This is a genomic window from Polynucleobacter sp. JS-Mosq-20-D10 (assembly GCF_018687755.1).
Classification (GTDB): Bacteria; Pseudomonadota; Gammaproteobacteria; order Burkholderiales; family Burkholderiaceae; genus Polynucleobacter.
Map to the genome: position 1 here is coordinate 1,752,159 of NZ_CP061305.1, position 25,981 is coordinate 1,778,139.

Below are 25,981 nucleotides of genomic sequence, written 5' to 3' on the forward strand. Positions count from 1 at the left end.
ATAGATGAACGCACCAATAAATGCTTCTGAACTCAACATAGCATCAATACAAATGGTGTCGACTCCTAGCCTCAATGAAAATCTCGAGACTGCAGCTCGCTTAATTAAAGCCGCTACAGATTGCGGAGTACAGATTGCCGTGTTGCCGGAATATTTTTGCTTAATGGGATTGAGGGATACCGATAAGGTAAATGCACGGGAAGCGGCAGGGTCTGGCCCAATTCAAGAGCGTCTTGCCGCGATTGCACAAGAAAATAATATCTATTTAGTTGCAGGGACTATTCCTTTAGAAGCTAAAGAATCCAATAAGGTTCTCAATACCTCCTTAGTGTTTGATCCTCGAGGCGTACAAATCGCTCGTTACGACAAAATTCATTTATTTGGCTTTCAAACTCCAACGGAGCGTTACGAAGAATCTGAAACCATTTCAGCGGGCAGTCAACCAGGCCAATTTGCAATCCAGCTTAATGAAGTTGAATGGCGTTTTGGCTTAAGTATTTGTTATGACTTGCGTTTTCCAGAGCTATACCGCGCCCTTGGCCAAGTGGATTGCCACATTATTCCAGCAGCGTTTACCTACACCACCGGTAAAGATCATTGGGAAATTCTTCTGCGCGCTCGCGCAATTGAAAACCAATGCTATGCCCTAGCTTCAGCCCAAGGAGGTCTTCACTTAAATCAACGACGCACTTGGGGTGAGAGCATGCTGATTGATCCATGGGGAGAGATATTGAGCAATCTTCCTGAAGGCGAGGGTTTTATTCAGGGCACGCTCAGCAAAGATAAATTAAAAGAGGTACGCTCTAAGCTACCCGCACTAAAACACCGCAAGCTTTAATACAGAAAGTACAGCAAATCAAGATGAGAGCACCAGAAGCATTATTTCCAAGTGATTGGACAAAGCCCAAGAAACAGACTGACCTTCTCAAGCTGGCTAAATCCATTTTGCTTGAGCCAACTGGCCTCTCTGAGCAAGATTTGCATCACACCTTTGGCAATATGTTTACGCATCAGCTCGACGATGCTGACCTTTATTTCCAACATACTCGTAGCGAGAGCTGGAGCCTAGAAGAGGGAATTGTGAAATCCGGCAGCTTTAGCATTGATCAGGGTGTTGGAGTGCGTGCGATCTATGGAGATAAGACTGCCTTTGCTTACTCTGATGAAATTAATTTAGAGGCCCTGAATAAAGCAGCTAAATCTACTCGGGTGATTGGACCCCAAGGTGGTACACGTGCTGTTGCAAGCAAAATCTTTACACCCGTTTCCAATGAACTCTACTCAGACTTAAATCCTTTAGATTCACTAGCACCCCAAGAAAAGATTGCCTTACTCGAAGGTATTGAGCGTCGTGCAAAAGCGCGTGACCCGCGCATCATTCAGGTTATGGCTAGCTTAGCTGGTGAGTTTGATGTGGTGCTCGTCGTTCGAGCTGATGGCCTATTAGCAGCTGACGTACGTCCACTGGTGCGGGTATCAGTCCATGTGATTGCCGAACAAAATGGTCGTCGCGAATCTGGGTCTTCAGGAGGTGGAGCTCGTCATGATTACCACTACTTCAATACAGAACTGATTAATCAATATGTTGATGAGGCTGTTGATGGCGCACTAATTAATCTGGATTCTCGCCCTGCCCCAGCAGGTCCAATGACAGTAGTGATGGGGCCAGGATGGCCTGGGGTGTTACTACATGAAGCGGTAGGTCACGGCCTTGAGGGCGACTTTAACCGCAAGGGCTCGTCTGCTTTTGCTGGCTGTATTGGGCAGCGAGTTGCTGCTAAAGGTGTCACCGTAGTTGATGACGGAACACTTTCTGGTCGTCGTGGCTCACTCAATATCGATGATGAAGGCACACCCACCCAATGCACCACCTTGATCGAAGATGGTATTTTGAAGGGTTACATTCAGGACAGTCTGAATGCCAGGCTCATGAATATGCCCCTGACAGGCAATGGACGGCGCGAGAGTTTTGCCTCCCTACCGATGCCACGCATGACCAATACCTATATGTTGGCTGGCAAGGATGATCCCCAAGAAATCGTGGCCAGTATTAAACGCGGCCTGTATGCGGTTAACTTTGGTGGCGGTCAAGTCGACATTACTAGCGGTAAATTCGTATTTTCAGCCTCAGAGGCCTATTGGGTAGAAAACGGCAAAATTCAATATCCCGTCAAAGGCGCTACCATCATTGGTAGTGGTCCTGAGTCCTTAAAACAGGTCTCTATGATCGGAAATGACCTGAAATTAGACGGCGGTATCGGGGTTTGCGGCAAGGAAGGTCAGAGCGTCCCTGTGGGCGTCGGGCAGCCAACTTTACGCATCGACAGCCTGACTGTCGGAGGAACGGCTTAATACGGCTTAAAATAAAAGGATGAGCCAACAAAATACGAATCCCGCAAACTGGTACGCTGCCGTTGATAAAACGTCAGACACGGATGATCAACGCATTCACAATATTACTGTTCTGCCACCACCAGAGCATTTGATTCGCTTCTTTCCGATCGCTGGAACACCCACAGAAGCGCTCATCAGCAAGACACGTAAAAAGATTCGCGACATCATTCATGGAAAAGATGATCGCCTGCTCGTGATCATCGGACCTTGCTCGATTCATGATCCCCGTGCAGCATTAGAGTACTGCCAAAGACTGCTCGCAGAGCGTGATCGTTTTTCGGGTGAACTCGAAATTGTGATGCGAGTCTATTTTGAAAAACCACGCACCACTGTTGGTTGGAAGGGTTTAATTAATGACCCGTACTTAGATGAGAGCTATCGCATTGAAGAAGGTTTGCGAATGGCTCGCCAAGTGCTGATGGAAATTAATCGCCTAGGCATGCCTGCAGGTAGCGAATTTTTGGATGTGATTTCTCCGCAATACATTGCAGATCTGATTTCTTGGGGCGCTATTGGCGCACGCACAACCGAGAGTCAAGTGCATCGCGAACTAGCTTCGGGCCTCTCAGCACCAATCGGGTTTAAGAATGGTACTGATGGCAACATCAAGATTGCTACTGATGCCATTCAGGCAGCTAGTCGTCCGCATCATTTCTTATCTGTTCATAAGAACGGTCAAGTATCTATTGTAGAAACTAAGGGTAACAAAGACTGTCACGTTATTTTGCGCGGCGGTAAAGAGCCAAACTACGAGGCGCAGTATGTGCAAGTAGCCTGCTCTGAACTAGATGCAGCAAAGCTTCCAGCCAGCTTGATGGTGGATTTGTCTCATGCGAACTCCAGCAAAAAACATGAGCGTCAAATTGTGGTGGCAGAAAATATTGCTGAGCAAATTGAATCTGGCTCACATCAAATTTTTGGAGTCATGATTGAAAGTCACCTCAATGATGGCGCACAAAAATTCTCACCTGGAAAAGATGATCCAAACAAATTGGAATATGGCAAGAGTATTACGGACGCTTGCATTAACTGGGAAGACTCAGTCAACGTATTACAACGCTTGGCTTTAGCTGTGAAGAACCGCAGAAAAACAAAGAAATAATGAGATCAGAAAATAAAGTGAAACTGCTTTATTAACTTTAAAAGAGACTAGTTTATTTAGTCTCTTTTTTTTCGTGCTTCCATAGAACGTCTTGACCACCCGCCGCACGGTTGAGTACCCGCGCCAACACAAACAATAGGTCTGATAAGCGATTGACGTATTGACGCGGAGCATCGTATAAGGGCTCTTCCCAACCCAAACGCACAATCGATCTCTCTGCCCGTCTACAGACTGTGCGACAGACGTGGGCCTGAGAAGCTGCGCGAGTACCGCCTGGAAGAATAAATTCAGTCAGAGGAGGTAAAGTCGCATTGTATTTTTCCAGCCAAATATCCAACTGAGCCACCTGCTCTGGTTTGAGTAGGGTGTAATTAGGAATGCAAAGCTCCCCACCTAGGTCAAATAAATCATGCTGCACTTGCAAAAATAGGTTTTTGAACTCCTCTGCAAGACTCTCGGGGATCGATTCGGTCATCAAAACCCCGATTTCGGAGTTCAATTCATCTACATCACCCATGGCGCAAATGCGCAAATGATCCTTCTCTACCCGGCTGCCATCGCCAAGCCCGGTCATGCCCGCATCGCCAGTTCTAGTGGCTATTTTTGAAAGTCGATTTCCCATAAAACTAATTATAGGTAAATGGCTAAAATGATTCCTATGAATATGGTGACCCCACCCCCCGAACTCGCGGCTATTGCCGCCCTGCAATCCAAACTGGTATCGGCGCTGCGCCCTATCCTCCCTGAACATGCCTTGCTATGGGAGCCTGAAGACACGATTCCTTATGAATGCGATGGCCTGGCAGCCTATCGACGCATGCCCTTGGCAGTTGCTCTGCCTGAGACTGAAGAGCAGGTTGCCCAGATTTTGAAGATTTGCTTTGCGATGCAGGTGCCCATTGTCCCCCGCGGATCTGGCACCGGTCTATCTGGTGGCGCCATGCCTATATCCCAGGGCTTAGTACTCTCACTAGCCAAACTCAAAAAGATCATCAACATTGATCCGTTTACTAGAACTGCAGTTGTACAACCGGGAGTACGTAATTTAGCGATCTCCGAAGCGGTGGCCCATCTCGGACTGTATTACGCCCCAGACCCATCCTCACAGATTGCCTGCTCTATTGGCGGGAATGTCAATGAAAACTCTGGTGGTGTGCACTGCCTCAAATACGGCCTGACGCTTCACAACGTTTTAAAAGTGCGCGGCATCTTAATGAACGGTGAGATCGTAGAGTTCGGTAGCCTTGCACCAGACTCCCCGGGACTCGATTTATTAGCAATTGTGATGGGCAGTGAAGGCATGCTTGCTGTAGTGACTGAAGTCACAGTAAAGCTAGTTGCCAAACCCAAGTTGGCGCGCGTCATCATGGCTAGCTTTGACGATATTGAAAAGGGTGCCGATGCAGTAGCAGCCATCATTGCTGCTGGGATCATTCCAGCCGGCCTGGAGATGATGGACAAAGCCACTACTCGCGCAGTAGAAGAATTTGTTCATGCAGGATATGACCTCGAAGCCGAAACCATCCTGCTTTGCGAATCCGACGGTACGCCTGAAGAGGTTGCAGAAGAAATTGAGCGCATGACAAAAGTTCTGGAGCAAGCCGGCGCTAGCGGTATTCAAATTTCTCAAAATGAAGCGGAGCGCCTGAAGTTTTGGAGCGGTCGTAAAAATGCCTTTCCTGCAGCCGGTCGCTTGGCTGCCGACTACTATTGCATGGATGGCACTATCCCGCGCAGAAATATTGGCACCCTACTCAGACGCATACAGGGCATGGAAAAGAAATATGGTCTTGCCTGCTTAAATGTATTTCATGCGGGTGACGGCAACATGCATCCCCTCATTTTATTTAACGGCGCCGATCAAGAGGAGTGGCATCGTGCTGAAGCATTTGGTACTGAAATTTTAGAGGCCTGTGTTGAGCTTGATGGCACGATCACTGGTGAACACGGCGTTGGTATTGAAAAAATTAACTCCATGTGCGTTCAATTTGGTGAAGGTGAACGTGAATCATTTTGGGGTGTTAAATCCGCATTTGATCCAGAGCGCTTATTAAATCCCGATAAAGCTATTCCTACTTTGAATCGCTGCGCTGAGTACGGTCGCATGCGGATTAGTGGTGGCAACTTACCGCATCCTGAGTTGGAGCGCTTTTAATGTCAACAACTAGCAATGCAAATATTGACTTATTTCAAGAGCAAATTCTGGCGGCAGTTAAAAACAAAACTCCTTTATCCATTGAAGGTGGTGGCACAAAGTCTTGGTATGGGAACGCCAACTCTTATACCAAGTTAAATACCCGCACTTACTCAGGGATTTTGGAATACCAGCCTGAAGAGTTGGTGATTACTGTGCGCGCTGGTACACCGCTAAAAGAAATTGAAGCTGCTCTAGCTGATAAGAATCAAATGCTGGCATTTGAGCCTCCCCACTTTGGTGAGGGCGCAACTTTTGGTGGAGTGATTGCTGCGGGCTTAGCGGGCCCAAGACGCATTAGCGCGGGCAATTTACGTGATTTTGTTCTAGGCGTTCGCATCCTCGATGGTAAAGGCCAAGACCTATCCTTTGGCGGCAAGGTGATGAAGAACGTTGCGGGATATGATGTCTCACGCTTACTACCCGGATCAATGGGAACCTTGTCACTGTTGCTAGAGGCTTCTGTAAAAGTATTGCCGCGACCAGCTGCCACAACATCTCTGCGTTGCAACATTACGCAAGCACGCGCACTAAAACTCGTCAATGAATGGGCAGGTCAGCCTTTACCACTCTCTGCAAGCTGTTGGATTGGCAATTCAATCGGTGGTGATGGTGAACTCACTATTCGCTTAGCCGGTGCTACTGCTGCAGTTAAAGCGGCGATTCCGATGATGGGAGCAGCCGTCAAGGCAAGCGAATTAGACCCTCAAGTTGCTGAGGAATTTTGGGCTTCTTTGCGAGAACAACAATTAGCTGTTTTTTCAATCCTCAACAGTGATGAGACTTTGTATCGTCTCGCGCTTCCAGCCGCCTGCGGACCACTCACTCATGAAAATATCAGCGGTGATATTGCTTTGGAATGGAATGGCCAGCAACGTTGGCTAAAGGCGCTGGGCGATGATGCCACTTATGCATCCATCAAGGCCTTAGCTAGCGCTCATGGCGGGCATGCAACCCGCTTTAAGCAAGGAAGCAATGTTGATCCAGGCAAGCAACGCTTTACCCTTTTGAGTGAGCAAGTGCACTCAACTGCTTTAGAGGCAGTGCAAGCACGCCTCAGAACCGCCTTTGATCCAGCAGGCATATTTGCTACTTCACGCCTTCCTTAAGTATCTCTTTTCGCACCCTTATGCAAACTCAACTCGCTCCCCAATTCGCCAATACTCCTGAGGGTATTGAAGCTGCCAGAATTCTTGGAAAATGTGTGCACTGCGGCTTCTGCACGGCTACATGCCCTACTTATCAATTACTTGGTGATGAACTCGACGGTCCTCGAGGTCGCATCTACCTCATCAAGCAAATGGCGGAAGGTCAAGCCCCTACTGAAAAAACACGTCTGCATTTGGATCGCTGCCTGACTTGCCGTAATTGTGAAAGCACTTGTCCAAGCGGCGTGCAATACGGCAACTTAGTCGATATTGGTCGCAAGTGGGCAGAAGAAAATACTCCCGAGCGCCCTCTTGGTCAGCGCCTCACTCGCTGGGCTCTGAAAGAGGGTTTAACTAGCCCTAAATTATTTAATTCCGCGATGGCTATTGGCCGCTTAGTTCGCCCACTCATGCCGACTGGTATCCAGCGCAAGATTCCGGAAGCTAAAAATAAAGCACTCAATACAAATACAGACCCCTATGCAAGACCACAGACTAGCCACTCACGTAAGATGCTATTGCTCGAGGGTTGTGTTCAACCTGGCATGCTGCCAAACATCAACTCAGCAACAGCACGTGTTTTAGATGCACTCAAGATACAGTTAATTGCTGCGCCCAACGCCACTTGCTGTGGTGCATTGCGTTACCACCTAAACGATCAAGCCGGCGGCCTAGAAAATGCCAAACAAAATATCGATGCCTGGTGGCCACAAGTTGAGCAAGGCGTTGAAGCTATTGTGATGACCGCTTCTGGTTGTGGCGTGATGGTCAAAGATTATGGTCATCTATTTTCGAATGATCCGCAATATGCCGCTAAAGCCAAGATCATCTCCGATCTCACTAAAGATATCTCAGAAATCTTGCCGGCGCTTCAGGAAGAGCTTGTTGCCCTAGTAGGTGCTGATCCAAAATCTGGTGTTGTTTATCACCCGCCTTGCACTCTACAACATGGCCAACAAATTCGCGGTAAGGTAGAGGGTCTTTTAGCTGGTATTGGCATTGGAGTGCGCTTATGTGCTGATAGCCATCTCTGCTGCGGCTCTGCGGGAACCTATTCAGTAACCCAGCCAGAACTCTCAGAACAATTACGTCATAACAAGTTGACCCACCTCAATGCCGCTTGCGAAGAGTCTGGTGCACAAGTCATTGTTTCCGGAAATATTGGCTGCATCACCCACCTTCAACAAGACGAGATTCCAGTCCTGCATTGGATCGAGATTGTTGACCAACTCATTAGCCAACAAACCCGAACCCAAGAATGAGTCAAGTCACCACTAACCTGATGATGGTAAGGCAGCGACTGGAGTTGGCAGCTTTGGCAGCTAAACGTGAGCCCGAGGACATACAACTACTTGCTGTCAGCAAAACCTTTCCTGCTTTAGCAGTTGAGGAGGCCATGCATGCCGGGCAAACTGCCTTTGGTGAAAATTATGTCCAAGAAGGTATTGAAAAAATTCAGCAACTATCTAAATTGCGCCCTTGGCTAGAGTGGCATTTTATTGGCCCACTTCAAAGTAATAAGACACGTGATGTTGCAGAACATTTTGACTGGATACATAGCATTGATCGCCTCAAAATTGCAGAACGTCTTTCCAGTCAACGCGGTGAATTTTCTAACGTAGGCCCATTGCAAGTTTGCGTTCAAATTAACGTCAGTGAAGAAGATAGTAAAAGCGGTATTGCTCTTGAAGAGGTCGACGCTCTTTGTGATGCGATTTCCAAATTACCTCATTTAGTTCTTCGCGGACTCATGGCCATCCCTGCGCCCAGTGATGATATCAACCAACAACGTCAATCTTTTTCAGCTGTTCGAGAGTGCTTTGTTGGGATTAAGGCAAAGCACAGTAATGATATTGGGTATGATTTCTTTGATACGCTCTCCATGGGAATGTCTGATGATCTGGAGGCTGCAGTCACTGAGGGCAGTACCATGGTGCGTATAGGTAGCGCCATTTTTGGGAAGCGCGATAAGATCAAAACATGAGCACACAACAAACAAACCAAAGCGCACATATCACCTTCATTGGTGGCGGCAATATGGGTCGCGCTTTAATTAGCGGCTTACTAGCCAATAGTTTTGAGGCTAATCAACTTTCTGTAGTCGAGGCCAATGCGAGTACTGGCTTGCAATTGCACCAAGATTTTGGTGTACAGATCATTGGCTCCTTGGATCAAATTGCTTTTGACTTCTCTAAAAACAATGTCGTAGTCATGGCGATTAAACCCCAGGACTTCAATGTAGTAGCCAAGTCTTTAAGTGCAAAACTCAAACATGCCACTGCACCAGGCCCACTCATTCTCAGTATTGCTGCCGGCATTCGTCTCAAAGACATGAGTCGTTGGCTTGATCATGAGCGTTGTGTACGTGCGATGCCTAATACTCCAGCATTAATTGGTAAAGGCATTACTGGGCTGTTCGCTGATACTGCCGTCAATCCTGCCGACCGCGCCTTAGCGGAAACTATTTGCAATGCAGTAGGTCAAGCCGTTTGGGTGAATGAGGAAAAACTCATGGATGCGGTTACCGCTGTTTCTGGAAGCGGTCCTGCCTATGTTTTTGCTTTCTTAGAGGCTATGCAATCGAGTGGCGAGAAACTGGGGCTGGACTCGGCTACCGCTCGCAAACTTGCCTACGCCACTTTAGAAGGTGCTACACAATTAGCCCACAACTCAGATGAGCATGCAGGTGTACTGCGTGAACGAGTCACTTCCAAGGGTGGCACTACTGCTGCTGCACTGGATATGCTCAAGCAACTCGATTGGCATGGTGCACTTGAAAAAGCGATTGACGCAGCTAGTCAACGCGGCAAAGCCATGGGTGATGAATTAGGTAAGACCCAATAGGATTCCCAAAAATAAGAATCCGCCCAACCAGTTATTGTGGCGAAATGCCTTGAAGCAATCTTCTCGCTTGCGACTAGCCACTAGCTTCAGGTGATACGCGGCGCAGGCTACAGCGAAGAACCAACCTACCCAAAAGTAATTATTCAGATTGGCTAGTTGAGCGACCCAAATCTGGCTCAGAAAGAGCAGGCTATAACTCAGGGCAATCGCTAAAACATCAAATCGACCAAAGGTAATGGCCGAGGTGCGCAAACCCAAACGTAAATCATCATCACGATCAACCATGGCATAAGCTGTATCGTAAGCAATCGCCCAGAAGATATTGCCCACAAACAAAATCCAAGCTTCCATTGGAATGAAATCCAATACAGCGGCATAGGCCATCGGAATTCCAAAGCCAAAGGCAATACCTAGGACTGCTTGCGGAATAGCAAAAAAACGTTTGGTGAAGGGATAAATAATCGCAAGCGCCAAGGCAAAGAAAGAGAGCTCTTGAGTTAAAGCATTCAGAGGTTGAATGAGTAAATAGGCTATCAACGCCAAAGTGGCTGCTACGGCTAATGCTTCTTTCCCAGAAATTTTTCCACTCGTAATGGGACGATTTTTGGTTCTCAATACATGACGATCAAAATCTTGATCCGCATAGTCATTCATAGCGCACCCAGCACTACGCATTAAAAATGTTCCCAAGATAAAGATAATAAGAAGATGCCATTTAGGAATACCGCCACTTGCTAGCCAAAGTGCCCACAAAGTTGGCCACAATAGAAGTAGCGTTCCGATTGGTTTATCCAGACGGATCAGGTAAGCGTAAGCAATAATACGATCGCGCATCAGATAATTAGTCTTTCTTTCATAGCAATCATAGTCATGGTGCAATTATCAAGCTTTTAGAAACTCAGTGCGAGAGCCCAGCCAACGCTCAAGATGTCTTTCCACTAAATCGCCATGCTCTGCTAGCAGACGCTCTGCCGCTGTCTGAGCCAACTCAATCAGCCATGCATCACGCTGAAGGTCGACAAATCGTAACATCGCATCCCCAGATTGTTTGGCTCCCAATAATTCACCTGGCCCACGAAGCGATAAGTCGCGCTCTGCAATTACGAATCCGTCTGATGTTTCTCGTAAAGTTTGTAGGCGCTCTTTAGCGGCCATGGATAGTGGCTCAGCGTACATTAAGATACACACTGAATCAGCGGAACCGCGCCCTACACGTCCACGTAACTGATGAATCTGTGCATAGCCAAAACGTTCGGCATGCTCAATTACCATTAGTGCCGCATTGGGCACATCCACACCCACTTCAATCACAGTTGTCGCCACTAATAGCTGGATTTCATTGGCCTTGAAAGCCGCCATCACTGCAGCCTTTTCCTCACTTTTTAGGCGTCCATGCACTAGGCCAACCTTAAAACTCGGAAGTGCTTCTGTTAGCTGCTCGAAGCTTTCAACTGCTGTTTGCAATTGCAAGACTTCAGACTCCTCAATCAAAGGACACACCCAATAGGCTTGCAGTCCCTTTGCTAGCCAATCATGTAAACCGCTAATCACCTCATCTCTACGTGCTGCCTTCACTACCTTAGTAGCAATCGGTTTACGACCAGGAGGTAATTCATCAATGACAGAAACATCCAAGTCGGCGTAATAGGTCATTGCCAGAGTCCGTGGAATCGGAGTGGCCGACATCATCAATTGATGACAATAAAACAGTTCCGAGCCAACACGTTGCTGAATCTCTAAGCGCTGTCTTACGCCAAATCGATGTTGTTCATCAATAACCGCTAAACCTAACTTCGCAAAGCTCACCTTATCCTGAATGAGTGCATGCGTGCCAATAATGAGTTGAGCTTCTCCGCTCTCAATCATTTCTTGTGCGAGTCGTTTTTCCTTGGCTCTCAAGCTGCCAGAGAGCCATGCAATCTTCACGCCTACAGACCCAAACCACTCCTGCATTTTGAGATAGTGTTGCTCTGCCAGAATTTCTGTCGGCGCCATGATGGCAGCTTGATACCCATGATCCATTGCGCGCGCAGCAGCCAATGCTGCAATCACCGTTTTCCCACTACCCACATCACCTTGCAGCAGGCGATTCATTGGGTAGGTATTCGAGAGGTCAAGCCCGATTTCAGACCAGACGCGCGCTTGAGCACCAGTCAATTTAAAGGGCAAAACTGTGAGTAAGCCCTCCTCAATGCTGGCATTTTTTTTGCTTGCATTCCTTGCTTTCTGATCCTTCGTAAAACTAGGGGCACGCCTTTCTCTCCGGATAGCATGCGCACGCTTTAAAGAAATCTGCTGGGCCAGTAATTCTTCAAACTGCACACGCCGCCAAGCGGGATGAGTACGCTCTAAAAGCGATTGGGTATTGGCATCGGCAGGTGGCTGGTGCAAATAAGTAATCGCATCTTGCAGTGGTGGCCAATCATTTTTCGGCAGAATTTCTGCCACGAGTTTGGAGGGTAAAAATTCTGCCAAACTTTCTTTGAGGCTAGCATCCTGAAGGGCCTTGAGCACCGCCTTACGAATCATGGTTTGCGAGATACCGGCGCTGGCTGGATACACAGGAGTCAAGCTCGCTGGCAATGGTGCCTCTGGAATAACTGCACGAACAGTAGGGTGAACTATCTCTGCGCCTTGATAACCTTCCCGAATTTCACCCCGCACCCGGATATGACTGCCGACTGCCATTTGCTTTTGCTGGCTGGGATAAAAATTAAGAAAGCGTAGTTGCAGCGAAGCAGTATCGTCTTCAATTGTGACCAACAGCTGCCTTCTGGGGCGAAACATCACCTGATTACGAATCACGATGCCCTGAGTCTGAATCGAATGAAATCTTCCAAGGCCTAAGGCCTCCTCAATAGTGAAGAGCTCAGTCTCATCCTCGTAACGGGACGGCAGGTGCAAAGCAAGTGCCATAGGGCTGTTTAAACCCATTTTTTCGAGTGCAGTTGGCGGTCGCTTAGTCGTCATCGTTAAAATCCAATACCTGATGGTAATGCTATGCAACTTTCCGACTTCAATTACGACCTTCCTCCCGAACTGATTGCTCAGCACCCGCTAGCAAATAGAACGGATAGCCGCCTCTTAGAGCTGAATATAGAGGGGGGTAATGTCGCACAATTCATTGATAGGCAGTTCCCAGACATCCTGAATCTGATGAAACCAGGAGATTTACTAGTCTTTAATGACACCAAAGTGATTCCTGCACGCCTACATGGCAAAAAGGAGACGGGCGGCAATGTAGAGCTACTGATTGAACGTATCAGCGGAGATAAACAAGCCTGGGTACAAATCAGAGCCTCCAAGGTTCCTAAGGCCGGCAGCATTATTCATGTACACAATCAGGCTGGCGAAACCTTCCCGGTCGAAATGATTGGTCATGATGACCGATTTTATGAAGTGCGCTTCCCTGAGAATGTGTTTGATTTGCTGGAGCGCTTTGGTGAATTACCTCTGCCACCCTATATCGAGCATCAGCCAGATCAAGAGGATGCTAATCGTTATCAAACTGTCGTCGCCAAGAATCCTGGTGCTGTAGCAGCTCCTACGGCAGGCTTGCACTTTGATGAAGCCATTCTTCAGCAGCTGAGTGAGCTCGGTGTTAAACAGGCCACAGTCACTCTGCATGTGGGTGCAGGTACTTTCACACCAGTTCGCGAAGAAGATCTCACTAAACACAAGATGCATTACGAGTGGTTTTCAATTCCTGCGCAAACTCTTGCAGCGATTAAAGCCACCCAGCAGGCAGGCGGCAGAGTCATTGCAGTCGGAACGACCAGCTTACGCGCACTAGAGAGTCAGGCTCAAACCCAGCAGGCTAGTGGCGAAACGAATTTATTTATTACGCCTGGTTACACATTCAAAACGGTAAATTGTCTTCTGACCAACTTTCATCTGCCAAAATCGACCCTGCTGATGTTGGTGAGCGCCTTTGCTGGTGTAGACAATATCCGCAATGCCTATCAACATGCTATTCAGAATAAATATCGCTTTTTTAGCTACGGCGATGCGATGTTCTTAAGCCGCCTTAACTAAACCAGCTCATGACAAAACCTATTCACTTTAATATCCTCGCGCGCGACTCTGCCAGTCCTGCACGTCTTGGTCAGCTTGACCTTCCTCACGGCAGTGTTCAAACGCCAATCTTTATGCCTGTGGGCACTTATGGCACCGTGAAGGCGATGACCCCACGGGATCTGCATGAGGCTAAAGCCCAAATTATCTTAGGCAATACCTTTCATTTGTGGCTACGGCCTGGTTTAGATGTTGTAAAGAAGCATGGTGGCTTGCACCGCTTTATGGGCTGGGATAAGCCCATCCTCACGGACTCAGGTGGCTTTCAGGTCTTTAGCTTAGGAGCACTCAGAAAAATTTCTGAGGAAGGCGTTACCTTTGCATCCCCGATCAATGGCGATAAGTTATTTATGTCGCCAGAAGTGTCAATGGAAATTCAGGCGGTACTGAATAGCGATATTGCGATGCAGTTTGATGAATGCACCCCTTACGAAATCAAGGGGCAGGCAACCTCAGAAAAAACTGCGCGCGCCTCATTGGAAATGTCGCTGCGCTGGGGTGATCGCTCCTTAAAACGCTTTCGCGAACTGGAGACTGGCAACGGCCTTTTTGGCATCGTCCAAGGCGGCATGTTTGAAAACCTCCGTGAATTCTCCCTGGATGCCGTTAGTCAGCAGGGCTTTGACGGTATTGCCATTGGCGGCCTCTCGGTTGGCGAACCCAAACCCGAGTTTGAGCGCATCCTCAATTTCACAGCCCCTAAACTGCCAGAGCACATGCCCCATTACTTGATGGGGGTTGGAACACCTGAAGACTTGATGCTAGGTGTTAGCTTGGGCATTGATATGTTTGACTGCGTCATGCCGACCCGCAATGCTCGCAATGGCTGGCTCTTTACCCGCTTTGGTGACCTCAAGCTGCGTAATTCAGGCTACAAGGACGACGATCGCCCAGTCGACCCTACTTGCTCTTGCTATACCTGTAAAAACTTCACCAGATCCTACTTAAATCACCTGCAAAAGGCGAATGAGATTCTGGGGTCGCAGCTTAATACCATCCACAATCTCTCTTACTACCTACAGCTGATGGAAGAGGTCCGAGAATCTTTGGCTAAAGACCGTTTTAGCGCCTATCGCGAAGAATTTCATCGGAATCGCCAGCGCGGCGTAGAGCCCGGACAGGATTAATAGCCCTAGAAGCGTAAATAAGCCCTCAAAGCCCCATACAGTTTAGAATTGCGGGTTTACGGCTTCGCTTTAAAAGCCTAAAACTGAAGCAGTTCCCAAAGCAGTTTTTAACTGGTAATTAATGGAGGTTTTGTATGTGGATTAGTAACGCTTTTGCCCAGGCTCCAGCCGCGGGTGCAGATTCTGGTGGCTTGATGAGCTTTCTTCCCTTGCTTTTGATGTTTGCAGTGTTGTACTTCATCATGATTCGCCCACAAATGAAGCGTCAAAAAGAAACTAAAGCAATGCTGGAGTCTCTTTCTGTTGGCGACGAAGTAGTGACTGTTGGCGGCATCATCGGCAAAGTAACTGCATTAAAAGACCAAGTAGTGACTGTTGAAATTGCTGCTGGTACTGAAGTGCAAATGCAAAAAGGCGCCATCACAACAGTATTGCCAAAAGGCTCACTGAAGTCTGCTTAATACGCTTGATTAAAAGTATCCCAATATGAATCGCTATCCTCTCTGGAAATATATAGTCATCCTCTTTGCTTTATTGATTGGAGGACTGTATTCATTACCCAATTTCTACGGAGAGGCGCCAGCGGTTCAAGTCTCGTCTGCCAAGCCAACCATCAAGGTTGATTTGGCGACACAATCTCGAGTAGAAAAGATTTTGACTGATGACAACATCAGCAATACTGGCATCTTCTTTGAATCTACCGGTAGTGTAGGTTCAATTAAAATTCGTTTTAACAATACTGACATCCAACTTCGTGCACGCGACTTGCTGCAACAGAAATTGAACATCGATCAAAACGAACCCAATTTCACAGTTGCATTAAACCTACTCTCGAACACACCAAGCTGGTTAAACGCACTCAATGCCTTACCGATGCCTCTTGGCCTTGACTTGCGTGGCGGCGTTTACTTCTTGCTACAAGTGGATATGAAAGGTGCCGTTCAAAAGAAGGTTACTTCTTTGGCAACGGATATTCGTAGTCAGCTACGTGATAAATCGATTCGCCAGCAGGGTATTGAGCGTGGCCAAGACTCCATCACCCTAACATTCGGCAGCACTGAAGATGCTGAAAAAGCGCGCTCTGTCTTGATGACTAGTCAGCCTGATCTGACCTGGCAAATTAAGCCTACAGGCCTGTCTCCAAAACTGGTTGGCGAATTTAAACCGACTGCCTTGAAAGAAATTCAAGATAACGCAGTAAAACAAAATATCGTCACACTCAATAAGCGCGTCAATGAGCTGGCCGTTAAAGAGCCAGTGATTCAACAACAAGGTGCAGAGCGAATTGTTGTGCAGCTTCCAGGCGTACAAGATACTGCGCGCGCGAAGGACATCATTGGCCGCACCGCAACTCTAGAGTCCAGATTAGCCGACCCAATCGTTTCAACTATCGCCATTGGCGAGACTCCACCTCCGGGCATGGATGTATTCCGTTTTGGCGAAACTCGCCAAGGTGTATTCAAAAAATCAGTCATCTTTAGCGGGGATCGTATTACCGATGCAAGCGCTGGCTTTGATCAAAACCAACGCCCTGCAGTCAATATCTCCTTAGATGCTGCTGGCGGTCGCGTGATGCAAGAAGTAACCCGTGAAAACATCGGCAAACCGATGGGCATGATCTTGTTTGAAAAAGGCAAAGGTGAGGTTCTCACTATTGCTACGATTCAAGGTGAGTTTGGATCCAAGTTCCAAATTACTGGCCAGCCAACTACCGAGAGCGCTAATGACTTAGCACTCTTACTACGTGCAGGCTCACTAGCCGCTCCCATGGAAATCATTGAAGAGCGCACGATTGGACCAAGCCTAGGTGCGGAGAATATTGAGAAGGGTTTCAAATCCCTGATCATTGGCTTTGGAGCAATCTCCATTTTCATGGTTGCTTACTACCTCTTATTTGGTACTTTCTCAGTAGTAGCTCTAGCGGTTAACTTGTTACTTTTGATCTCGATATTGTCAATGCTGCAAGCCACCCTAACATTGCCAGGCATTGCTGCAATGGCCTTAGCGTTGGGTATGGCGATTGACTCCAACGTCTTGATTAATGAACGTATTCGTGAGGAGCTGCGTAACGGTGCTGCCCCACAAACGGCGATTGCTGTTGGCTTTGATAAAGCCTGGGCAACTATTTTGGATTCAAACGTCACCACCTTAATTGCCGGCCTTGCATTGCTAGCATTTGGCTCCGGTCCAATTAAAGGCTTCGCAGTAGTGCATTGCCTTGGTATTTTGACTTCCATGTTTTCAGCCGTCTTTTTCTCACGTGGCCTGGTTAACCTCTGGTACGGCAGAGGTAAAAAAGTTCAGAAACTCGCTATCGGCCAAGTTTGGCGTCCACAGGAGAAATAAGTCATGGAATTTTTCCGAATTAAAAAAGACATTCCCTTTATGCGCCATGCACTGGCGCTGAATGCAGTTTCTCTAATCACCTTCTTCGCAGCTGTTTTCTTCCTCTGGCAAAACGGTCTTCACTTATCAATTGAGTTCACCGGCGGTACAGTGATGGAAGTTTCTTATCCACAAACAGCTCCCCTAGATTCAATTAGATCCAAGGTAGAAAAACTGGGTTATGCCGATACCCAGATTCAGAACTTTGGCAGCTCGCGCGATGTGATGATTCGTCTGCCTCTCCAAAAAGATGCCGAGGGAAAAATGATTTCCTCTGCAGATCAAAGTGCAGCAGTCATGCAAGCGCTTGAGCCAAGCACTTCAGGCGTTAAGCTACAGCGCGTTGAATTTGTTGGGCCACAAGTTGGACGTGAGCTGGCAATAGATGGATTACTGGCACTACTATTTGTGATCATCGGCATCGTGATTTACCTCTCTTTCCGCTTTGAGTGGAAATTTGCTGTCGCCGGCATTATTGCCAACTTACATGACATTGTGATTATTCTAGGTTTCTTCGCATTCTTTCAGTGGGAGTTCTCACTCTCCGTATTGGCTGCGGTATTGGCTGTATTGGGCTACTCAGTAAACGAGTCTGTGGTGATCTTTGACCGTATTCGCGAAAACTTCCGCAAATATCGCAAGATGACTACTCGTGAAATTATTGATAACGCCATCACCAGCACAATCAGTCGTACCGTAATTACTCACGGTAGTACTGAAATGATGGTTTTGGCGATGTTGATTTTTGGTGGGCCCACCCTCTTCTACTTTGCCTTAGCCCTCACCATTGGTATTTTGTTTGGCATCTACTCGTCAGTGTTCGTGGCAGCGGCTTTGGCCATGTGGCTTGGTGTGACGCGAGAAGATTTAGTGAAAGGCGATAAAAAGCCGGACGATGTTACGCGCAACGATGACCCTAACTTTGGGGCTCAGGTTTAATAATTCAATCTCAGTTAATTTAAATTCTCAAGGGCGGCCATAATCTTTTGGGTCGCACCTTGATGCTCGAGTGCATAAGAATTTGCAGCGCTCGACATCTTTGCCAGTTCGGCAGTATTTAAAAGCAACCCTTTTAAAGCGTCCATGAGGGCAATGGGCTCACTCAAGTTGAGCTCACCCTGGATACGCTTGGCAGCACCCATCTCAATAGCATCTAGGGCGGCTTGTTGAAAGTTATAGGTATGCTCACCGAGCAAAACTGGACAACCGGCAGCACAAGCTTCAATCAGATTTTGACCACCAAACGGAAGTAGGCTGCCACCCATGACTACCACGTCAGCAGCGCTGTAATACATTGGCATCTCACCCATTGAGTCCCCTAGAATGACATCCACGCCAGCATCACCCTTTGGCGTCTCAATCCATTCTGTACGGCGTCGAAATGTCAGACCAGCATCTTCAATTTGATTGGCCACTTCAGAGAAGCGCTCAGGATGACGTGGTACTAAACAAAGCAATGGTGCAATTTCAAAAGTGTTGCCAAGTAAGAGATTCTTCCAAGCCTTCAGGATGATTGCCTCTTCACCATCACGAGTGCTAGCAGCGCAGACCATCAATCGTTGTTTGCTATGAAGCTCTTGCTTCCAGGATTTACCTTGCTGTACTAGGTTGAGGTCAAGTGGTACATCGAACTTCAGGTTGCCAACAATCTCAACCTGCTTAACGCCAAGACTACGATAGCGGTCGGCATCTAAGTGCGTTTGAGCCAAGATCCCTTTAAATGCCTGAAATAAGGATCTGCCAGCATTTCCAAATCGATTGACGCGGCGAGCACTTCGTTCAGATAAGCGTGCGTTTACTAAAAATAATGGCAGGCCGATTTCTGCGCAATAAAACACGATGGTTGGCCAAGCTTCGGTTTCCATAAACAAACCGAACTTCGGTTTAAATACACGAATGAAATTAGCAACAGCCCAGCAGAGATCATAGGGTAGATAGACTTGACGTAACTGACCTGCGGCAATTGCCTTTTCGAATAGAGTAGCGCCAGTGCGGCGACCATTGAGCGTCATATGCGTCAACAGAATCGTCTCGCCACGAGATAGATAAGCTTCCACCAAAGGTTGAGCCGCTCTAGTCTCGCCAACGGATACCGCATGAATCCATACAGATCCCTGAGTAGTCGTTTTGCCATAAGCAAAACCCAAACGCTCAGAGAAGTAATTTAAATATTCAGAGGAATGGCGTGTGCGCCAAGCCAGGCGAATAAATGCAAAAGGCAGAAGCAGATGCCAAAGCAGTTGATAAACAGCAAACCAGATCTTAGGGCGAGCACCATATTGCAAATCCTGCGGTGCAGGCCCAAGGCTTGGAGTCAAGCTCACTTTTTGAGACGTTCGGTCAATTCGACCGCCTTGCCTAAATAAGAAGATGGGGTCATCTCAAGTAACAGGGTTTTTGCATCATCTGGAATCTTTAAACCACGAATAAAGGTTTGTAAATCGGCCTGGTTGATACCTTTGCCACGAGTGAGCTCTTTGAGTTGCTCATACGGATTCTCAATGCCATAACGACGCATCACAGTCTGCACTGGCTCTGCCAATACTTCCCAGCACGCATCTAAGTCAGCAGCAATCGCTGCATGATTCACTTCTAACTTACCTAAGCCACGTAAGGCGCTGTCATAAGCTAAGACGCTGTGGCCAAAGGCTGGGCCTAGGTTACGCAATACGGTTGAATCAGTGAGGTCGCGCTGCCAGCGAGAAATTGGTAACTTCTCAGCAAGATGACGCAACAAGGCATTGGCTACGCCCAAGTTACCTTCAGAGTTTTCAAAGTCAATTGGGTTCACCTTATGCGGCATAGTTGAAGAACCAATCTCACCCGCTTTAGTGCGTTGCTTAAAGTAACCAATTGAAATGTACGCCCAGAAATCACGATCCATATCCAACAAGATGGTGTTGGCGCGAGCAATTGCATCAAACAATTCAGCCATACCATCATGTGGCTCAATTTGAATCGTGTAAGGGTTGAAGGTAAGACCTAAGCGTTTCTCAACGACATTCTTAGAAAAGTTTTCCCAATCAAAATTGGGGTAAGCAGATAAATGCGCGTTGTAATTACCGACTGCACCGTTCATTTTTCCTAACAAAGGCACTGCTGCAATCGTGGCAATTGCACGCTCTAGACGTTTAGCAATATTAGCTAACTCCTTACCTAATGTACTTGGAGAGGCAGGTTGGCCATGAGTGCGTGACAGCAAAGGCACTTTAGCGTTCTCAATTGCCAAATCCGTCAGTACAGAAAGTACTTTTCTGAGTTGTGGCAACAGCACTTCATCACGCGCCCCGCGCAACATCAAGCCATGTGACGTGTTGTTGATATCTTCAGAGGTGCACGCAAAGTGAATAAATTCACTGGCCTTTAAGAGATCTGGGCGACCGGCTACTTTTTCTTTTAAAAAATACTCCACCGCTTTGACATCGTGATTGGTGACTGCCTCGATATCCTTAATGCGTTGCGCATCGGCATCCGAGAAGTTTTCTGGCAAAGACAATAGGAAGGCTTCATCTGCTGTACTAATTTTTGGAACATCTGGCAGGCCTCCGGAAGCCAAAGCCAATAACCAATGAATCTCTACAAACACACGCTGCCGCATAAATGCGGCTTCGGATAACCAGGGCCTCAAGGCATCCAGCTTGCCGGCATAGCGACCATCTAAAGGGGATAGTGCATTAAGAGTAGAAATCGGCTGACTCACGAATATTGCCTTTACATTGATTGTTTCAATAAAACCTGATTTTAATCGCTCTTAGGAGCAATTCAGTTTGATTGGCATCGCTATACTAGGTACATGAAACTCATCGGATCCCTCACTAGCCCCTACGTGCGCAAAGTGCGCATTGTTTTCTTGGAAAAAAAGGTAGATTTAGACCTAGAACTCGAGAATGTCTGGGCCGCAGACACCAAAATAGCCCTCAACAACCCCTTAGGCAAAGTGCCTTGTCTTCTTTTAGATGACGGGGAAGTCATCTACGATTCACGCGTGATTGCTGAGTACGCTGATACATTGAGCCCGTTGGGCAAACTTATCCCGACCGATAGTCGTGAACGCGCTACCGTCAAAACTTGGGAAACCCTGGCTGACGGGATAGAAGATGCCGGCATTTTGGCTCGTTTAGAGGTGACCTTACGCCCACCTGAGCAACAGAGCCCCGCTTGGATTGAGCGCCAAATGGGCAAAATGAATACCTCTCTTGCCCAAATGTCCCGTAAATTAGGTGAAAACGCTTGGTGCCACAGCAACCAGATGACTTTGGCTGACATTGCGGTTGGCTGCGCCTTGGGTTACCTGCTGTTCCGCTTCCCCAATATCGCTTGGCAAGCGCAATATCCCAATTTAGATGCCTTGTATCAAAAGTTGATGCAAAGACCTTCCTTCGCAGAAACAGCGCCTCCAGCCGCCTAAATCAGGGCGCTATCAGCTGGAAAGACTTAGGCGGAAATAATCCCGCCGCCTAAGCAAATATCTCCGTCGTACAAAACGGCAGACTGACCCGGAGTTACCGCCCATTGCGCTTCCGGAAAGGCCAATTCAAAACTCAAAGGCCCGTCAGCTCCAGCAGCAAGCGTACATACTGAGTCTGCCTGACGATAGCGGGTTTTTGCAGAGTACTGGCCTGGTGTGGGTGCAACTCCAGCAACCCAACTAGCGTCAATTGTGGAAAGCTGATTGGCCAGTAACCACGGATGCTCATGGCCTTGGGCAACGTAGAGGGTGTTATTGGCTACATCCTTGCGTGCGACATACCAAGCATCTCCATTGCCGTCCTGACTGCCGCCTAGGCCTATGCCCTTTCGCTGTCCCAGGGTGAAAAAGGCAAGACCCATATGCTCACCCACTGTTTTACCTTCTGGAGTTTTAATGGGCCCGGGTGTGCGCGGTAGGTAACGGTTTAAGAATTCGCGGAAAGGGCGTTCACCAATAAAGCAAATTCCTGTAGAGTCTTTTTTAGCGGCATTGTGCAGGCCGATTTTTTCGGCAATCTTGCGCACCTCCGTCTTTGGAATCTCCCCCAAAGGAAAAAGTACATTGGCCAATTGATTCTGGGTTAAGCGATGCAAAAAATAGCTTTGGTCTTTACTGGCGTCCAAGGCTTTTAATAGCTGTACGCGACCACCTTCATGTCGAACCCGCGCATAGTGACCTGTTGCAATGGCATCCGCGCCCAAACTGATGGCGTGATCTAAAAAGGCTTTAAATTTAATTTCTGCATTGCACAAAACATCTGGGTTAGGTGTCCTGCCGGCAGCATATTCGCGCAAAAACTCCGCAAAAACACGCTCACGGTACTCAGCAGCAAAGTTGACGGCCTCGACGTCAATCCCAATGAGATCGGCCACAGACACCACATCTAGCCAATCCTGACGTGCAGAGCAATATTCGTCACTGTCCTCGTCTTCCCAGTTTTTCATGAAAAGACCAATTACTTCATAGCCTTGCTGCTTGAGCATCCAGGCAGCAACAGACGAATCTACCCCTCCAGACATCCCAACCACGACTTTGGAGGGTTTTGAAGCAGGTATTGCGACAGAATTGAGTGGGATCATCAAAAAATGCGAGAATTCGTTATCAGCTAAAAAATCCATTGTAGAAGTCTTGCTCCAAATTTACGAGATTTGTGGCAAAACCAAATAAATGGCATTAAGGGTAAATAGATAGGTGGCTTTTCACCTAACTAACTAAAATAGATTTTTTGAAAAATTTGCTTTTGGAGACATGCCATGCGCATAGGAGTACCGCTGGAAATCAGACTCGGGGAAACTCGAGTTGCCGCCACACCAGAAACCGTTAAGAAACTGATTGGTCAAGGCCATACAGTTGTTATTCAAAAAGATGCGGGCGTTACAGCCAGCCAACCTGATTCCGCCTATGAAGCTGTTGGCGCGACGATTGGTAGCGCAGCAGATGCGTTTAGCGCAGAGATCGTTCTAAAGGTGCGCGCGCCTGAAGCGGCAGAACTCAAGCAAATTCAATCTGGCAGTGTGCTCATTGGCATGCTCGATCCATTTGATAACGATAATATCGCTGCGATGGCTGCTCAAGGCGTGACTGCATTCTCATTAGAGGCTGCGCCACGCACTACTCGTGCACAAAGCATGGACGTCTTATCTTCGCAAGCCAACATCGCAGGTTATAAAGCAGTGATGGTTGCCGCCAATGAGTATCAGCGCTTTATGCCTATGCTCATGACTGCAGCCGGAACCGTTAAAGCCGCTCGCGTACTGATCTTGGGCGCTGGTGTTGCTGGCCTCCAAGCCATTGCAACTGCAAAGCGTTTAGGTGCTGTCATCGAAGCATCTGACGTGCGCCCTGCCGCTAAAGAGCAAATTGAATCTCTCGGCGCTAAGTTTGTTGACGTTCCTTACGAAACAGATGAAGAGCGCGAAATCGCTAAAGGCGTTGGTGGCTATGCGCGCCCAATGCCAGAAGCTTGGATGAAACGTCAAGCAGCACTAGTTGCGGAACGTGCTCAACAAGCTGACATCGTCATCACAACCGCCTTAATTCCTGGTCGTAAGCCGCCAGTCTTATTGCACAGCGACACCGTTGCCAATATGAAACCCGGTTCGATCGTGATCGACTTAGCAGCTGGTCGTGGTGACAATGGATCAGGTAATTGTCCTTTGACCCAAGAAGACAAGATTGTTGAGAAAAATGGTGTGAAGATTATTGGTTACAGTAATCTCGCCAGCATGGTGGCAGCGGATGCTTCTGCTTTGTATGCACGCAACTTGCTCGATTTTATGAGGCTCATCGTTGACCCAGAAGCGAAGTTGGTTATTCCAACCGATGACGACATCGTTACTGCCTGCCTCATGTGTCGTGATGGCCAAGCTATCCGCAAAAACTAATACAGAATATTCAAAGGAAATATCATGGATCTCGCTGCTTTTCAAAGCATTCTCACAGTCCAAAACATCACCGTGTTTGTTTTGGCCATTTTTGTTGGCTATCAAGTCGTTTGGAACGTTACCCCTGCACTTCACACTCCACTGATGGCGGTTACAAACGCAATCTCTGGAATTATTATTGTTGGTGCCCTACTTCAAACTGAAGTGATTGGTGGCGATGAGATCACTCTCACCAGCATCATTGGTGCTGTTGCCGTCTTCTTGGCATCAATTAATATTTTTGGTGGCTTTATGGTCACCCGTCGCATGCTTGAAATGTTCAAGAAAAAAGCCCCTAAAGCTGATGCGACTGGAAGCAAATAAAAACTAGAACAAGATCTATATAGAGACCACAATCATGTCAAACATAACCGCGATTTCCTACCTCATTTCATCGGTGCTCTTCATCCTCGCCTTGCGTGGATTGTCTTCGCCAACCACATCACGTCAAGGCAATACCTTTGGCATGATCGGCATGCTGCTTGCCGTGATCACCACCTTCATGATTCCTGACTTTAAACCTGTCTTCTCATTGATTATTGGTGCGATTGTTGCGGGCGCAATCATTGGAATACTTGCCGCTAAACGTGTGCAAATGACCAAGATGCCAGAGCTCGTAGCGCTGATGCACTCTTTTGTTGGCTTATCAGCTGTATTGATTGCGATTGCAGCAGTGTTTAATCCAGCCCAAGACCATACTGGCGCTCAAAAGATTGAGCTCTTTATCGGTGCATTTATTGGCGCTATCACCTTTACTGCTTCCATTATCGCTTTTGGAAAATTGTCCGGCAAGGTCAGTGGTAAATCAGTGACCTTTGCTGGTCAGCACTTGCTCAACCTCCTCCTCGCAATTGCCATGGTTTCTGGTGGTGTCATGTACTTCATGACAGGTAGTCACGAAGCATTCTTAGTCATGTGTGCGATTGCCTTGGTGTTGGGCGTAACTTTAATTATCCCAATCGGTGGCGCAGATATGCCTGTAGTTGTATCGATGCTGAACAGTTACTCTGGTTGGGCAGCTGCAGGTATTGGTTTCACGCTCAACAACCCAGTATTAATTATTGCAGGCGCTTGCGTAGGTTCATCTGGCGCAATTCTGTCTTACATCATGTGTAAAGCAATGAACCGCTCCATCTTGGCAGTCTTGCTTGGTGGCTTCGGTGCAGAGGCCTCTGCTGGTGGCGCCGATGATGGTGGTCCAAAGAACTATAAAACCGGTTCGCCAGAAGATGCCGCCTTCCTTATGGAGAATGCCGACACAGTAGTGATCGTCCCTGGATACGGTCTCGCAGTTGCCCGAGCTCAGCATGCACTTAAAGAATTAACAGAAAAACTGACTCATCATGGTGTGACTGTAAAGTATGCAATCCACCCAGTAGCCGGTCGTATGCCTGGCCACATGAACGTGCTCCTGGCTGAAGCTGAAGTTCCATATGATCAAGTGTTTGAGATGGAAGATATCAACAGCGACTTTGGTCAAGCTGACGTGGTCCTCGTACTTGGTGCAAACGACGTGGTAAATCCTGCTGCTCGTACGCCAGGCAGCCCAATCTTTGGTATGCCAATTTTGGAAGCCTATAAAGCTAAAACAATTATTGTCAACAAACGCTCCATGGCTGCAGGTTATGCTGGTCTAGATAACGAACTCTTTTACATGGACAAAACCATGATGGTCTTTGGTGATGCGAAGAAGGTTGTGGAAGACATGGTGAAATCAGTTTCTTAAAGATTGAACCAGCCGCATCCAAAATAAATGACCGCCTTCGGGCGGTTTTTTATTACATCAAAATTTGATATTCCTATTGCAAATAAAAACGCC

At 47.6% G+C, this 25,981-nt stretch carries 23 protein-coding genes; 17 read left to right on the forward strand and 6 right to left on the reverse strand.

The window, feature by feature from the left end:
• The first annotated feature begins 4 nt into the window (after positions 1–4).
• The 3 genes from FD967_RS09000 to FD967_RS09010 are packed head-to-tail and all read left to right on the forward strand — an operon-like array spanning position 5 to position 3,496.
• Complete coding sequence (locus tag FD967_RS09000) at positions 5–838, forward strand: carbon-nitrogen hydrolase family protein (RefSeq protein WP_215325690.1); 834 nt, start codon at positions 5–7, stop codon at positions 836–838.
• Between the two features lie 23 nt (positions 839–861).
• Positions 862–2,352 carry a metalloprotease TldD gene (gene tldD, locus FD967_RS09005; protein WP_251369024.1) on the forward strand — a complete coding sequence of 497 codons (1,491 nt, stop codon included), beginning with the start codon at positions 862–864 and terminating at the stop codon, positions 2,350–2,352.
• A 19-nt stretch (positions 2,353–2,371) separates the two neighbouring features.
• On the forward strand, positions 2,372–3,496 hold the full coding sequence (locus FD967_RS09010) for a 3-deoxy-7-phosphoheptulonate synthase (protein WP_215325691.1): 1,125 nt from the start codon (positions 2,372–2,374) through the stop codon (positions 3,494–3,496).
• A gap of 52 nt (positions 3,497–3,548) precedes the next feature.
• Here FD967_RS09010 and FD967_RS09015 read toward each other — a convergent pair whose 3' ends face one another.
• On the reverse strand, positions 3,549–4,118 hold the full coding sequence (locus FD967_RS09015) for a cob(I)yrinic acid a,c-diamide adenosyltransferase (RefSeq protein ID WP_215325692.1): 570 nt from the start codon (positions 4,116–4,118) through the stop codon (positions 3,549–3,551).
• A gap of 27 nt (positions 4,119–4,145) precedes the next feature.
• On the opposite strand from FD967_RS09015, the gene FD967_RS09020 reads away from it, so the two are divergent.
• The 5 genes from FD967_RS09020 to proC are packed head-to-tail and all read left to right on the forward strand — an operon-like array spanning position 4,146 to position 9,682.
• Complete coding sequence (locus FD967_RS09020; protein ID WP_215327250.1) at positions 4,146–5,651, forward strand: FAD-linked oxidase C-terminal domain-containing protein; 1,506 nt, start codon at positions 4,146–4,148, stop codon at positions 5,649–5,651.
• Entirely contained in the window at positions 5,651–6,799 is a 1,149-nt protein-coding gene (gene glcE / locus FD967_RS09025; RefSeq protein ID WP_215325694.1) for a glycolate oxidase subunit GlcE, read from the forward strand. The genes FD967_RS09020 and glcE overlap by 1 nt, the downstream gene beginning before the upstream one ends.
• Positions 6,800–6,819: 20 nt before the next feature.
• Positions 6,820–8,100 (forward strand): glycolate oxidase subunit GlcF, encoded by a 1,281-nt coding sequence (glcF, locus tag FD967_RS09030; RefSeq protein ID WP_215325696.1) that lies wholly within the window; start codon positions 6,820–6,822, stop codon positions 8,098–8,100.
• Complete coding sequence (locus FD967_RS09035; RefSeq protein WP_215325698.1) at positions 8,097–8,822, forward strand: YggS family pyridoxal phosphate-dependent enzyme; 726 nt, start codon at positions 8,097–8,099, stop codon at positions 8,820–8,822. The genes glcF and FD967_RS09035 overlap by 4 nt, the downstream gene beginning before the upstream one ends.
• Positions 8,819–9,682, forward strand: coding sequence for a pyrroline-5-carboxylate reductase (gene proC / locus FD967_RS09040; RefSeq protein WP_215325700.1), 864 nt, complete (start codon positions 8,819–8,821; stop codon positions 9,680–9,682). Before FD967_RS09035 ends, proC begins: the two co-directional genes overlap by 4 nt.
• On the opposite strand, the gene ubiA is transcribed toward proC, so the two are convergent.
• Positions 9,665–10,516 carry a 4-hydroxybenzoate octaprenyltransferase gene (gene ubiA, locus FD967_RS09045; protein ID WP_215325702.1) on the reverse strand — a complete coding sequence of 284 codons (852 nt, stop codon included), beginning with the start codon at positions 10,514–10,516 and terminating at the stop codon, positions 9,665–9,667. The two genes, proC and ubiA, sit on opposite strands and share 18 nt — an antisense overlap.
• Before the next feature lie 48 nt (positions 10,517–10,564).
• The gene (gene recG, locus FD967_RS09050) at positions 10,565–12,652 is read right to left on the reverse strand and encodes an ATP-dependent DNA helicase RecG (protein WP_215325703.1); all 2,088 of its coding nucleotides are present in this window, start codon (positions 12,650–12,652) and stop codon (positions 10,565–10,567) included.
• 30 nt (positions 12,653–12,682) lie between these two features.
• On the opposite strand from recG, the gene queA reads away from it, so the two are divergent.
• From queA to secF, 5 genes are all read left to right on the forward strand, one after another.
• Positions 12,683–13,717, forward strand: a complete 1,035-nt coding sequence (gene queA / locus FD967_RS09055; protein WP_215325704.1) for a tRNA preQ1(34) S-adenosylmethionine ribosyltransferase-isomerase QueA — start codon at positions 12,683–12,685, stop codon at positions 13,715–13,717.
• Positions 13,718–13,725: 8 nt separating this feature from the next.
• Complete coding sequence (gene tgt, locus FD967_RS09060) at positions 13,726–14,883, forward strand: tRNA guanosine(34) transglycosylase Tgt (RefSeq protein WP_215325705.1); 1,158 nt, start codon at positions 13,726–13,728, stop codon at positions 14,881–14,883.
• Positions 14,884–15,017: 134 nt separating this feature from the next.
• Entirely contained in the window at positions 15,018–15,344 is a 327-nt protein-coding gene (gene yajC, locus FD967_RS09065) for a preprotein translocase subunit YajC (RefSeq protein WP_215325706.1), read from the forward strand.
• Between the two features lie 25 nt (positions 15,345–15,369).
• On the forward strand, positions 15,370–17,229 hold the full coding sequence (gene secD, locus FD967_RS09070; protein WP_215325707.1) for a protein translocase subunit SecD: 1,860 nt from the start codon (positions 15,370–15,372) through the stop codon (positions 17,227–17,229).
• Positions 17,230–17,232: 3 nt separating this feature from the next.
• Positions 17,233–18,207: a protein translocase subunit SecF gene (gene secF / locus FD967_RS09075; RefSeq protein WP_215325708.1), complete on the forward strand. Its 975-nt coding sequence runs from the start codon at positions 17,233–17,235 to the stop codon at positions 18,205–18,207.
• 14 nt (positions 18,208–18,221) lie between these two features.
• On the opposite strand, the gene FD967_RS09080 is transcribed toward secF, so the two are convergent.
• Together FD967_RS09080 and purB are read right to left on the reverse strand one after the other, a co-directional pair.
• On the reverse strand, positions 18,222–19,553 hold the full coding sequence (locus FD967_RS09080) for a 3-deoxy-D-manno-octulosonic acid transferase (RefSeq protein WP_371819322.1): 1,332 nt from the start codon (positions 19,551–19,553) through the stop codon (positions 18,222–18,224).
• A gap of 35 nt (positions 19,554–19,588) precedes the next feature.
• Positions 19,589–20,968, reverse strand: coding sequence for an adenylosuccinate lyase (gene purB / locus FD967_RS09085; RefSeq protein ID WP_215325709.1), 1,380 nt, complete (start codon positions 20,966–20,968; stop codon positions 19,589–19,591).
• 93 nt (positions 20,969–21,061) lie between these two features.
• Between purB and FD967_RS09090 the strand changes: the two genes are divergently transcribed.
• Positions 21,062–21,676, forward strand: coding sequence for a glutathione S-transferase N-terminal domain-containing protein (locus tag FD967_RS09090; protein ID WP_215325711.1), 615 nt, complete (start codon positions 21,062–21,064; stop codon positions 21,674–21,676).
• A 26-nt stretch (positions 21,677–21,702) separates the two neighbouring features.
• Here the strand turns inward: FD967_RS09090 and mnmA are convergent, their stop codons facing one another.
• On the reverse strand, positions 21,703–22,818 hold the full coding sequence (gene mnmA / locus FD967_RS09095; protein ID WP_215327252.1) for a tRNA 2-thiouridine(34) synthase MnmA: 1,116 nt from the start codon (positions 22,816–22,818) through the stop codon (positions 21,703–21,705).
• Between the two features lie 174 nt (positions 22,819–22,992).
• Between mnmA and FD967_RS09100 the strand changes: the two genes are divergently transcribed.
• The 3 genes from FD967_RS09100 to FD967_RS09110 are packed head-to-tail and all read left to right on the forward strand — an operon-like array spanning position 22,993 to position 25,888.
• Positions 22,993–24,123 carry a Re/Si-specific NAD(P)(+) transhydrogenase subunit alpha gene (locus FD967_RS09100; protein WP_215325713.1) on the forward strand — a complete coding sequence of 377 codons (1,131 nt, stop codon included), beginning with the start codon at positions 22,993–22,995 and terminating at the stop codon, positions 24,121–24,123.
• Positions 24,124–24,147: 24 nt separating this feature from the next.
• The gene (locus tag FD967_RS09105; protein ID WP_215325715.1) at positions 24,148–24,486 is read left to right on the forward strand and encodes a proton-translocating transhydrogenase family protein; all 339 of its coding nucleotides are present in this window, start codon (positions 24,148–24,150) and stop codon (positions 24,484–24,486) included.
• Positions 24,487–24,520: 34 nt separating this feature from the next.
• Positions 24,521–25,888, forward strand: a complete 1,368-nt coding sequence (locus FD967_RS09110) for an NAD(P)(+) transhydrogenase (Re/Si-specific) subunit beta (protein WP_215325717.1) — start codon at positions 24,521–24,523, stop codon at positions 25,886–25,888.
• Positions 25,889–25,981 lie beyond the last annotated feature (93 nt).

What these genes read in the sequence shown, in the direction of transcription:
- FD967_RS09000 (WP_215325690.1), top strand. Translation starts at nt 5, where the DNA reads ATGAACGCACCAATAAATGCTTCTGAACTCAACATAGCATCAATACAA.
- tldD (WP_251369024.1), top strand. Translation starts at nt 862, where the DNA reads ATGAGAGCACCAGAAGCATTATTTCCAAGTGATTGGACAAAGCCCAAG.
- FD967_RS09010 (WP_215325691.1), top strand. Translation starts at nt 2,372, where the DNA reads ATGAGCCAACAAAATACGAATCCCGCAAACTGGTACGCTGCCGTTGAT.
- FD967_RS09015 (WP_215325692.1), bottom strand. Translation starts at nt 4,118, where the DNA reads ATGGGAAATCGACTTTCAAAAATAGCCACTAGAACTGGCGATGCGGGC.
- FD967_RS09020 (WP_215327250.1), top strand. Translation starts at nt 4,146, where the DNA reads ATGATTCCTATGAATATGGTGACCCCACCCCCCGAACTCGCGGCTATT.
- glcE (WP_215325694.1), top strand. Translation starts at nt 5,651, where the DNA reads ATGTCAACAACTAGCAATGCAAATATTGACTTATTTCAAGAGCAAATT.
- glcF (WP_215325696.1), top strand. Translation starts at nt 6,820, where the DNA reads ATGCAAACTCAACTCGCTCCCCAATTCGCCAATACTCCTGAGGGTATT.
- FD967_RS09035 (WP_215325698.1), top strand. Translation starts at nt 8,097, where the DNA reads ATGAGTCAAGTCACCACTAACCTGATGATGGTAAGGCAGCGACTGGAG.
- proC (WP_215325700.1), top strand. Translation starts at nt 8,819, where the DNA reads ATGAGCACACAACAAACAAACCAAAGCGCACATATCACCTTCATTGGT.
- ubiA (WP_215325702.1), bottom strand. Translation starts at nt 10,516, where the DNA reads ATGCGCGATCGTATTATTGCTTACGCTTACCTGATCCGTCTGGATAAA.
- recG (WP_215325703.1), bottom strand. Translation starts at nt 12,652, where the DNA reads ATGACGACTAAGCGACCGCCAACTGCACTCGAAAAAATGGGTTTAAAC.
- queA (WP_215325704.1), top strand. Translation starts at nt 12,683, where the DNA reads ATGCAACTTTCCGACTTCAATTACGACCTTCCTCCCGAACTGATTGCT.
- tgt (WP_215325705.1), top strand. Translation starts at nt 13,726, where the DNA reads ATGACAAAACCTATTCACTTTAATATCCTCGCGCGCGACTCTGCCAGT.
- yajC (WP_215325706.1), top strand. Translation starts at nt 15,018, where the DNA reads ATGTGGATTAGTAACGCTTTTGCCCAGGCTCCAGCCGCGGGTGCAGAT.
- secD (WP_215325707.1), top strand. Translation starts at nt 15,370, where the DNA reads ATGAATCGCTATCCTCTCTGGAAATATATAGTCATCCTCTTTGCTTTA.
- secF (WP_215325708.1), top strand. Translation starts at nt 17,233, where the DNA reads ATGGAATTTTTCCGAATTAAAAAAGACATTCCCTTTATGCGCCATGCA.
- FD967_RS09090 (WP_215325711.1), top strand. Translation starts at nt 21,062, where the DNA reads ATGAAACTCATCGGATCCCTCACTAGCCCCTACGTGCGCAAAGTGCGC.
- mnmA (WP_215327252.1), bottom strand. Translation starts at nt 22,818, where the DNA reads ATGATCCCACTCAATTCTGTCGCAATACCTGCTTCAAAACCCTCCAAA.
- FD967_RS09100 (WP_215325713.1), top strand. Translation starts at nt 22,993, where the DNA reads ATGCGCATAGGAGTACCGCTGGAAATCAGACTCGGGGAAACTCGAGTT.
- FD967_RS09105 (WP_215325715.1), top strand. Translation starts at nt 24,148, where the DNA reads ATGGATCTCGCTGCTTTTCAAAGCATTCTCACAGTCCAAAACATCACC.
- FD967_RS09110 (WP_215325717.1), top strand. Translation starts at nt 24,521, where the DNA reads ATGTCAAACATAACCGCGATTTCCTACCTCATTTCATCGGTGCTCTTC.